Origin of the sequence: Serratia marcescens (genome assembly GCF_001902635.1) — a bacterium.
Classification (GTDB): domain Bacteria; phylum Pseudomonadota; class Gammaproteobacteria; order Enterobacterales; family Enterobacteriaceae; genus Serratia; species Serratia marcescens_F.
The window spans coordinates 19,498-27,310 of record NZ_MJAO01000038.1 but is presented as its reverse complement, the minus strand read 5'-3'; the positions used below and the strand labels follow the sequence as shown (position 1 = coordinate 27,310).

At 58.2% G+C, this 7,813-nt stretch carries 9 protein-coding genes; 2 read left to right on the top strand and 7 right to left on the bottom strand.

Annotated elements, in window-relative coordinates; all coding sequences use genetic code 11:
* Window positions 1-49: 49 nt before the first annotated feature.
* Both yciA and BHU62_RS23225 read right to left on the bottom strand, forming a co-directional pair.
* Window positions 50-478 (bottom strand): acyl-CoA thioester hydrolase YciA, encoded by a 429-nt coding sequence (gene yciA, locus BHU62_RS23230; protein ID WP_004932085.1) that lies wholly within the window; start codon window positions 476-478, stop codon window positions 50-52.
* Window positions 479-554: 76 nt separating this feature from the next.
* Window positions 555-1,094 (bottom strand): septation protein A, encoded by a 540-nt coding sequence (locus BHU62_RS23225; protein ID WP_004932082.1) that lies wholly within the window; start codon window positions 1,092-1,094, stop codon window positions 555-557.
* A gap of 221 nt (window positions 1,095-1,315) precedes the next feature.
* Between BHU62_RS23225 and BHU62_RS23220 the strand changes: the two genes are divergently transcribed.
* Window positions 1,316-3,019, top strand: coding sequence for a SulP family inorganic anion transporter (locus BHU62_RS23220; protein ID WP_073534763.1), 1,704 nt, complete (start codon window positions 1,316-1,318; stop codon window positions 3,017-3,019).
* A 50-nt stretch (window positions 3,020-3,069) separates the two neighbouring features.
* Here the strand turns inward: BHU62_RS23220 and BHU62_RS23215 are convergent, their stop codons facing one another.
* A complete protein-coding gene (locus BHU62_RS23215; protein ID WP_073534762.1) occupies window positions 3,070-3,822 on the bottom strand; it encodes a YciC family protein in 753 nt (250 codons plus the stop codon).
* Between the two features lie 34 nt (window positions 3,823-3,856).
* Window positions 3,857-4,297, bottom strand: a complete 441-nt coding sequence (locus tag BHU62_RS23210) for a YkgJ family cysteine cluster protein (RefSeq protein WP_073534761.1) — start codon at window positions 4,295-4,297, stop codon at window positions 3,857-3,859.
* Window positions 4,298-4,583: 286 nt separating this feature from the next.
* Between BHU62_RS23210 and ompW the strand changes: the two genes are divergently transcribed.
* Window positions 4,584-5,216, top strand: a complete 633-nt coding sequence (gene ompW / locus BHU62_RS23205) for an outer membrane protein OmpW (protein ID WP_088776083.1) — start codon at window positions 4,584-4,586, stop codon at window positions 5,214-5,216.
* Between the two features lie 42 nt (window positions 5,217-5,258).
* Here ompW and BHU62_RS23200 read toward each other — a convergent pair whose 3' ends face one another.
* From BHU62_RS23200 to trpB, 3 genes are all read right to left on the bottom strand, one after another.
* Window positions 5,259-5,573, bottom strand: coding sequence for a BON domain-containing protein (locus BHU62_RS23200; RefSeq protein WP_073534759.1), 315 nt, complete (start codon window positions 5,571-5,573; stop codon window positions 5,259-5,261).
* Between the two features lie 217 nt (window positions 5,574-5,790).
* A complete protein-coding gene (gene trpA / locus BHU62_RS23195; RefSeq protein ID WP_073534758.1) occupies window positions 5,791-6,597 on the bottom strand; it encodes a tryptophan synthase subunit alpha in 807 nt (268 codons plus the stop codon).
* Window positions 6,597-7,787 (bottom strand): tryptophan synthase subunit beta, encoded by a 1,191-nt coding sequence (gene trpB / locus BHU62_RS23190; RefSeq protein ID WP_073534757.1) that lies wholly within the window; start codon window positions 7,785-7,787, stop codon window positions 6,597-6,599. The genes trpA and trpB overlap by 1 nt, the downstream gene beginning before the upstream one ends.
* Window positions 7,788-7,813 lie beyond the last annotated feature (26 nt).

The following is a 7,813-nucleotide window of genomic DNA, read 5'->3' as shown; positions in this document are numbered from 1 at the left end:
AGGGTCGCCTCGGCGACCCTTTTTTTGCATTAACGGTATAGCCGTCGGTTTATTCTTCGAAGCCGACGCGGAAATTCATTTTCCCCTCAGGCAGCGCGCGCGAGTTGCCTTCCGCATCGACTGCTACGTAGGTGAACACCGCTTCGGTCGCCCGGTAGCGCTGGCCGATCGGGGCGGAAGACACTTTCTTTACCCACACTTCGATATTGATGGTGATCGAGCTGCGCCCGGTGCGGATGCAGTGTGCATAGCAGCAAACCACGTCGCCTACCGCCACCGGTTTCAGGAAGGTCATGCCGTCCACGCGTACGGTCACCACGCGCCCTTCGGCGATCTCTTTTGCCTGGATGGCGCCGCCGATGTCCATTTGCGACATCAGCCAGCCGCCAAAAATATCGCCGTTGGCATTCGTATCGGCCGGCATCGCCAGCGTGCGCAGCACCAGCTCGCCGCTGGGTAAAGGTCGTTGTTGTGTCATAGCAGTCTGCTTTTAAAAGGAGGGAATAACATCATACTGCCCGCGGCAAGCGCCGCAGGCATTAACAATTTTGTAACTATTTTTTCTGTTCTTCCGGCATGTGCCGGTAAATGTAGATGCCGCTGAGCAGGGTGAATACCAACGTCAGCACCGTCAGGCCAAAGACTTTGAAATTGACCCAGACGCTTTGCGGCAGCCAGAAGGCAACATAGATGTTCGCCAGGCCGCAGGCCAGGAAAAACACCGCCCAGGCCAGGTTGAGGTTGCTCCATACTTTATCCGGCAGCGTCAGCTCTTTGCCCAGCATGCGCTGCACCAGCGGCTTTTTGAGCACCCACTGGCTGATCAGCAGCGCCAGCGCGAACAGTGCGTAAATCACCGTCACTTTCCATTTGATGAACAAATCGTTGTGGAACACCAGCGTCAGGGTGCCGAACACCAACACCATCAGGAAGGTGATCAGCGTCATCTTCTCGACCTTGCGATATTTCACCCAGGTGAACACCAGCGCCAGCGCGGTAGCGACGATCAAGGCGCCGGAAGCGACATAAATGTCGTACAGCTTGTAAAAAGCGAAAAAGACAATTAACGGGAGGAAATCAAGAAACTGCTTCATAAATCAATCCATCATCTGTTCATCGGCCGACTATACCGGATTCGGCGAGCTCTGTGTACCGCCGGGCGTTGCCGATTATCGGTGTTTGGCCGGCGGATTTCTGCCGCGAAAGCAGGAATTTGCATAAACTTACGCAAGAAGGCGCAGGCGCATTGCCAGAGCCGGCCGCAGGTCGCATAGTAAGTGTAATAATAACCAGATAATTTATCGCGGAAAACAGCATGCAGTGGAAATCTCTCCAGGCTCTGGCGCCTGGTTTGACGCATTTATTGGGGTATCAACGCAGTTGGCTCAAGCCGGATATTCGCGCCGGCCTTTCCGTCGCCGCCGTCGCCTTGCCGGTGGCTATCGCCTATGCCGAGTTGGCCGGGGTCAGCCCGGTGGTGGGGCTCTATTCCTGTATCTTGCCGATGGTGGCCTATGCGCTGTTCGGCTCGTCGCGCCAGCTGATCGTCGGGCCTGATGCCGCCACCTGCGCGGTGATCGCCGCGGTGGTGACGCCACTGGCGGCCGGCAACATGGAGCGCCATTGGCAATTGACCGTCATGATGACCGCGATGATGGGGGGCTGGTGTTTGCTGGCCAGCCGCTTCAAGCTGGGGGCGTTGGCGGATCTGCTGTCGCGACCGATCCTCAGCGGGTTGTTAAACGGCGTGGCGCTGACCATTATCGTCGATCAAATCGGTAAGGTACTGGGGTTTACGATGCGTCCGGCGCAGCTGATCGAGCGCATCTACGCGCTGCCGGGCAACCTGCTGCACAGCGACTGGCTGACCATGGCGGTGTCGCTGTTGACGCTGGTAACGCTGATCGGGTTTAAAAAGTGGCGCCCCAACTGGCCTGCGCCGCTGTTCGCCATCGTTCTGGCGGCGTTCGTTACCTGGGCGTGCGGGTTGCAGCAATATGGCGTGGTGACGGTGGGCGGTTTCAGCGACGTGTTGCCGATCGTCCAGTGGCCGGACTTCCAGCCAGGGCTGCTGCGCGACATGGTGATCCCGGCGCTCAACCTGGCGGTGGTGAGTTTCGTCAGCATGATGCTCACCGCCCGCAGTTTCGCCGCCAAGAATGGTTATGAGGTGAACGCCGACGCTGAGTTCCGCGCGCTGGGGCTGGTGAATATCGTCTCCGCGCTGTCGCAAGGGTTCGCCATCAGCGGTGCGGATTCACGCACTGCGGTTAACGACGCCAACGGCGGCAAGAGCCAACTGGTGTCGATCATCGCCGCCGCGGTGATCGCCTTCGTCCTGTTGTTTCTGATGGCGCCGCTGCAGTTTATTCCGGTGGCGGGATTGGGTGTGGTGCTGATGTACGCGGCCTGGTCGTTGCTGGACTTTCGCGGCATCTGGATCCTGCGTCGTCGCAACGCGCAGGCTTTCCGCCTGGCGATGTTCACCTTCCTCAGCGTGCTGCTGGTGGGGGTGATCAGCGGTATCGGGCTGGCGGTTTTACTGGGGCTGATGCAGTTCTTGCACACCGTGTTTCGGCCGACGGAGCAACTGCTGGGGGTCAACGACGAAGGCATGATCCACTCGATGGGCAACAACAACGGGGTGAGGGCGGTGCCCGGCGTCATGATGTATCGCTTCAATTCGCCGTTGACCTATTTCAACGTGGCGTACTTCAAACGCCGCATCCTCAATCTGGTGGACGGCACGCCGTTCCAGCCGCGCTGGGTGGTAGTGGACGCGGTGGCCAGCTTTACCCATGCCGATATCAGCGTGCTGGCGGCCATCGATGAACTAAAACGCGATCTGCTACAGCGTAATATCAAGCTGGTGCTGGCGGGGCGCCGCACCGAGCTGACGCGTTGGTTCCGCATCAACCGGCTGGGGCGTGACAAAGAGCTGATTTTTGTGCCGGATCTGTATCTGGCGCTGAAGCTGATTCAGAGTAAAGAACAGGCGGAGGCGTCGGTGGCAGGATAAACAAAAAGGGGCGCGCCGAAGCGTGCCCCAGAGTTTTGACTGAACCGAGTTTAGCCGCGCAGCAGCATATACAGACGGAACAGGTAGATCAGCAACAGGGCGGAGACCAGGTTGCTCAACGCGGTCAGCACCACGCTGGCGACGTTCGGCGTCAGCACCGACAGATGACTGACCATGAACAGCACCAACAGTTTGGCCGCCAGCCACAGCATCATCGCCGGCACGATCACGCGCGCATTGGCGAACGCCAATTTGCTGCTCAGTTTGAGCGAAGCGAATACGCCTTTCTTGTCGACGGAGGCGATCACCGGCGCCAGTGCGAAGGCGATCGCCATGATCACACCCGGCACCACAAACAGCGTCAGCCCGAGCTGGATCAGCAAGGTGCAGATAAACAGCAACAGCAGCAGGCGCGGCAGATCGGGCGCCGAAGCGCCGAGCGCGCGCAGGGCGCTGGTGCGCTGCCCTTGCGACACCAGGCGGATCAGCGTCAGCATACCGCCGACCAGCAATACGTTGCCGACCAGCGCGGAGAAAGTGGCGGCAGCCGACACTTTCAGCAATACCATCTGCTGTTCCGGCGTCATCTGCTGGATCACGTCCTGAATGCCCATGCCGGTAGACGAAGCGAAATCGCTGGTGGTCGCCGCGAGCGTCGCCAGCTGTTCGGCATCGGGGCTGAAAGCCTGATTCAGCAGCACGGAGATAAACGCCGTCAACAGCGCCAGCATCAGGATGCTGGCCAGTTGGTTGCGTAAAAAGTTAAAACTGTCACGGTACAAAGCGTTGGCCGTGATAGGCATGCAGACTCCTTGGCGTCGAGAAAACAGAGATAAATCAGTGGGTGATTGTACCCTGTTCCACGCCGCTGTGGCACCCCGTGAATTGCACTACGTCTATTTCTTCAACGAACGCCGTCTCAGGCAACGATAGCGGCAAGGGCACCGGCAAGGGTGGCAAGCCGTAGCGTTCGCGAGCGCGATCGCAGGCTTCATTGCGCAGACCGTTTTCTCCGGACTGATCGAACTCTCTGCACGGGCTGGGCCGATTGAGGTAAATCGAACAGGAAACGGCTTTGCCGATCTCGCCGTCCAACGCCGTACAGCGCGGGGAGTTGCTGTTGGTCCCCTGCATACAGCGCAGGAAAGGGGTCAAAGGCTCAGTTAAGGAAAGGGGGACGGTGCCGCCGCCGTCTTCGGCTTCGGCCCAATAGAATGACACTCGAAAATAACCGCAGCATGCGCCGCAGCTGACACAGGGATTAAGGATTTCGCTCATCTTGATTGCCCGCCGACTCCTCACGGCACCAACCAAAACCAACACGGAAGATGAAATTACCTCAGCGGTATTTTTGTCCGCAACTGAAATCTGAACATGCAGATATTTTGCAACAAAATAGATTTTTTGATGCAGATCAATCCTCGATTTATTAAGCGGTTAGGTAACCTTGTTTTTAGTGGGATTTTAAATTTTTACACATAAGATGTGATCGCGATGGGATCACAAATACCCGAAAGTAGGTATATTCCCCTTCGAGAGATTAACCACACAAATGGAATGGATAATGAAAAAGACAACTCTGGTGGTATTGGCGACGATGATGGCGCCTATGTTGGCAAGTGCACATCAGGCCGGTGATTTCCTGTTCCGCGCGGGGACCGCGACGGTACGTCCAAATGCGGGTTCGGACAACGTGTTGGGATTGGGATCGCTGGATGCGAAAAACAACACCCAGCTCGGCCTGACCTTCGGTTATATGGTAACGGACAATATCGGCGTTGAGTTGTTGGCCGCGACGCCATTCCGCCACAAAGTCACGTTGGGCGGTACCGATCTGGCGACCGTTCACCAGCTGCCGCCAACGCTGATGGCGCAATACTACTTCGGCGACAAGCAGGACAAACTGCGTCCTTATCTGGGCGTCGGCGTTAACTACACCACCTTCTTCGATGAAAAGTTCAATGATTTCGGCAAAAGCGCCGGGTTGAGCGATCTGGATCTGAAGGATTCCTGGGGCGTGGCGGCGCATGCCGGCCTGGACTACAACCTGGATGAGCACTGGATGCTGAACATGTCGGTGTGGTGGATGAACATCGAAACCAAAACCCGTTTCAAAGATGGGGACGGCAATCGTCACAGTTTTGATACGCGCTTGGATCCGTGGGTGTTCATGTTCGGGGCGGGTTACCGCTTCTGATGAAAGCCTGAAGCAGGGAGGCATTGCGCCTCCCTGTCGGTATTATTTAAGCTGCATCACGTTTTCAACCGATCTTACGCCGGCAACGCCGCGAGTGACCTGCACCGCACGGTTGGCGTCATCGCTGGAAGAAACAAACCCGCTCAGCTGAACGCGTCCTTTAAAGGTTTCCACGCTGATCTCGCGCGACTTGATGTTTTTATCCGCCAGCAGCGCTGATTTCACTTTGGTGGTGATCACCGTGTCATCGATATAGCCGCCCGTTCCCTCTGATTTCGCCGTCGGCGCGCAAGCGCTCACCGCGACCGCCACAACGGCTGCCATGCACAAGGCAGAAAGGGTTTTAAAAAGCTTCATAAATTACTCTCCATGCAATGTTATGGTTGAAACTCGATACGGCTTTTAACCGGAACGAGCGCATTCCCCAAATCAAACGAAGAAATGCCTGGCGAACAACGTTAATTGTGAGACAAGATGCAGGTTTGTTCAAATTTCTGCTGTAAATAAATGGAACAAACTATGAGGGGAAACAAGCTGTTAAAGCGAGCGCCGGTAGGGCGCCCGCTAGCGAGAATTACGCCTGGGTGGCGCGTTTCATCGTGCTGACGAAGGTCGCCAGCCGGGCCAACATATCCGCCGGGTTGGCATGATGCTGTTCGATGATTTTGACGATGGCCGACCCGGAGATCGCGCCGGCGGCACCGGCCTGCAGCGCGGCGTTCACCTGCTCGGGTTCGGAGATGCCGAAGCCCTGCAGCGGCGGTGCGGCGTGATATTCACGCAGCTTGTCCACCAGATGATTCAGCGGTAACTGGGCGCGGCTTTCGGTGCCGGTCACGCCGGCGCGCGACAGCAGGTAGGTGTAACCACGGCCGTGCGAAGCGATTTCGCGCAGCAGATCGTCATCGGCATTCGGCGGGCAGATGAAGATCGGCGCGATGCCGTGGCGTGCGGCGGCGGCGCGGAACGGTGCCGACTCTTCAAACGGCACGTCGGCGACCAGCACTGAATCCACACCCACTTCTGCGCAGCGTTGGTAAAACGCATCGATGCCTTTATGGAACACCAGGTTGGCGTACATCAGCAGGCCGATGGGAATGGTCGGGTGCTTCTGGCGGATGGCCGCCAGCATTTCGAAGCACTGGGTCGGCGTGACGCCGGCGGCGAAGGCGCGCAGCGTCGCGCTCTGGATCGTTGGGCCATCCGCCAGCGGATCGGAGAAGGGGATGCCCAGTTCCAATGCGTCTGCACCGGCTTCGATCAGGGTATCGATAATCTGCAGCGACAGCGCCGGATTAGGATCGCCCAGCGTGACGAACGGGACGAATGCGCCTTCCTTGTTGCTTTCCAGACGCTTGAACAGTTGCTGATAACGTTCCATCAGATTTCTCCCCGTGCTTTCAAAATGTCGTGAACGGTAAATATGTCTTTGTCGCCGCGGCCGGACAGATTGACCACCAGGATCTGCTCTTTCTGCGGCGTTTCACGGATCATTTTCAGCGCGTGCGCCAGGGCGTGCGAGGATTCCAGCGCCGGGATGATGCCTTCATGGCGCGACAGCGCCTTGAACGCCTCCAGCGCTTCGTCGTCGGTGATCGACACGTATTCGGCGCGGCCGATGCTGTTCAGGTAGGCGTGCTGCGGCCCGACGGACGGGAAGTCCAGACCGGCGGAGATCGAATAAGATTCTTCGATCTGGCCTTCGGCGGTTTGCATCATCGGCGCTTTCATACCGAAGTAAATACCGACATGGCCGTGCTTCAGCGGCGCGCCGTGCTGGCCGGTTTCGATGCCCAGCCCGGCGGGTTCCACGCCGATCAACCCGACGCCGGCATCATCGATAAAATCGGCGAACATGCCGATGGCGTTGGAGCCGCCGCCGACGCAGGCAATGACCGCGTCCGGCAAGCGGCCTTCGCGTTCCAGCACCTGCGCTTTGGTCTCTTCGCCGATCATGCGCTGGAATTCACGCACGATGGTGGGATACGGGTGCGGGCCGGCGGCGGTACCGAGCATGTAGTGCGCGGTTTCATAGCTGCCGGACCAGTCGCGCAACGCCTCGTTGCAGGCGTCTTTCAGCGTGGCGGAGCCGCTGTGCACCGGGATCACTTCCGCGCCCATCAGCCGCATGCGGAACACGTTCGGCGACTGGCGTTCGACGTCTTTGGCGCCCATATAAATGCGGCATTTCAGGCCGAGCAGCGCACAGGCCAGCGCCGAAGCGACGCCGTGTTGGCCGGCGCCGGTTTCCGCGATGATCTCGGTTTTGCCCATGCGCTTGGCCAGCAAGGCTTGGCCCAGCACCTGGTTGGTCTTGTGCGCGCCGCCATGCAGCAGGTCTTCGCGCTTCAGATAAAGCTTGGTTTTGCTGCCGGCGGTGAGGTTTTTGCACAGCGTCAGCGCCGTCGGGCGGCCCGCGTAGTTCTTCAACAGATCGATAAATTCCGCCTGAAATGCCGGATCGCGCTGAGCGCTGACAAAGGCTTCTTCCAGTTGTTTCAGGGCCGGCATCAGAATTTGCGGCACGTACTGGCCACCAAATTCGCCGAAGTAGGGGTTAAGCAGCGTCATGAGAGTTCCCGTTATTATCCGTTATT

Excerpts from the sequence above, each read along its gene's own strand:
- trpB (WP_073534757.1), bottom strand. The coding sequence starts at position 7,787 with ATGACGCTGCTTAACCCCTACTTCGGCGAATTTGGTGGCCAGTACGTG.
- BHU62_RS23210 (WP_073534761.1), bottom strand. The coding sequence starts at position 4,297 with ATGAGCGAAATCCTTAATCCCTGTGTCAGCTGCGGCGCATGCTGCGGT.
- BHU62_RS23225 (WP_004932082.1), bottom strand. The coding sequence starts at position 1,094 with ATGAAGCAGTTTCTTGATTTCCTCCCGTTAATTGTCTTTTTCGCTTTT.
- yciA (WP_004932085.1), bottom strand. The coding sequence starts at position 478 with ATGACACAACAACGACCTTTACCCAGCGGCGAGCTGGTGCTGCGCACG.
- BHU62_RS23200 (WP_073534759.1), bottom strand. The coding sequence starts at position 5,573 with ATGAAGCTTTTTAAAACCCTTTCTGCCTTGTGCATGGCAGCCGTTGTG.
- BHU62_RS23220 (WP_073534763.1), top strand. The coding sequence starts at position 1,316 with ATGCAGTGGAAATCTCTCCAGGCTCTGGCGCCTGGTTTGACGCATTTA.
- BHU62_RS23215 (WP_073534762.1), bottom strand. The coding sequence starts at position 3,822 with ATGCCTATCACGGCCAACGCTTTGTACCGTGACAGTTTTAACTTTTTA.
- ompW (WP_088776083.1), top strand. The coding sequence starts at position 4,584 with ATGAAAAAGACAACTCTGGTGGTATTGGCGACGATGATGGCGCCTATG.
- trpA (WP_073534758.1), bottom strand. The coding sequence starts at position 6,597 with ATGGAACGTTATCAGCAACTGTTCAAGCGTCTGGAAAGCAACAAGGAA.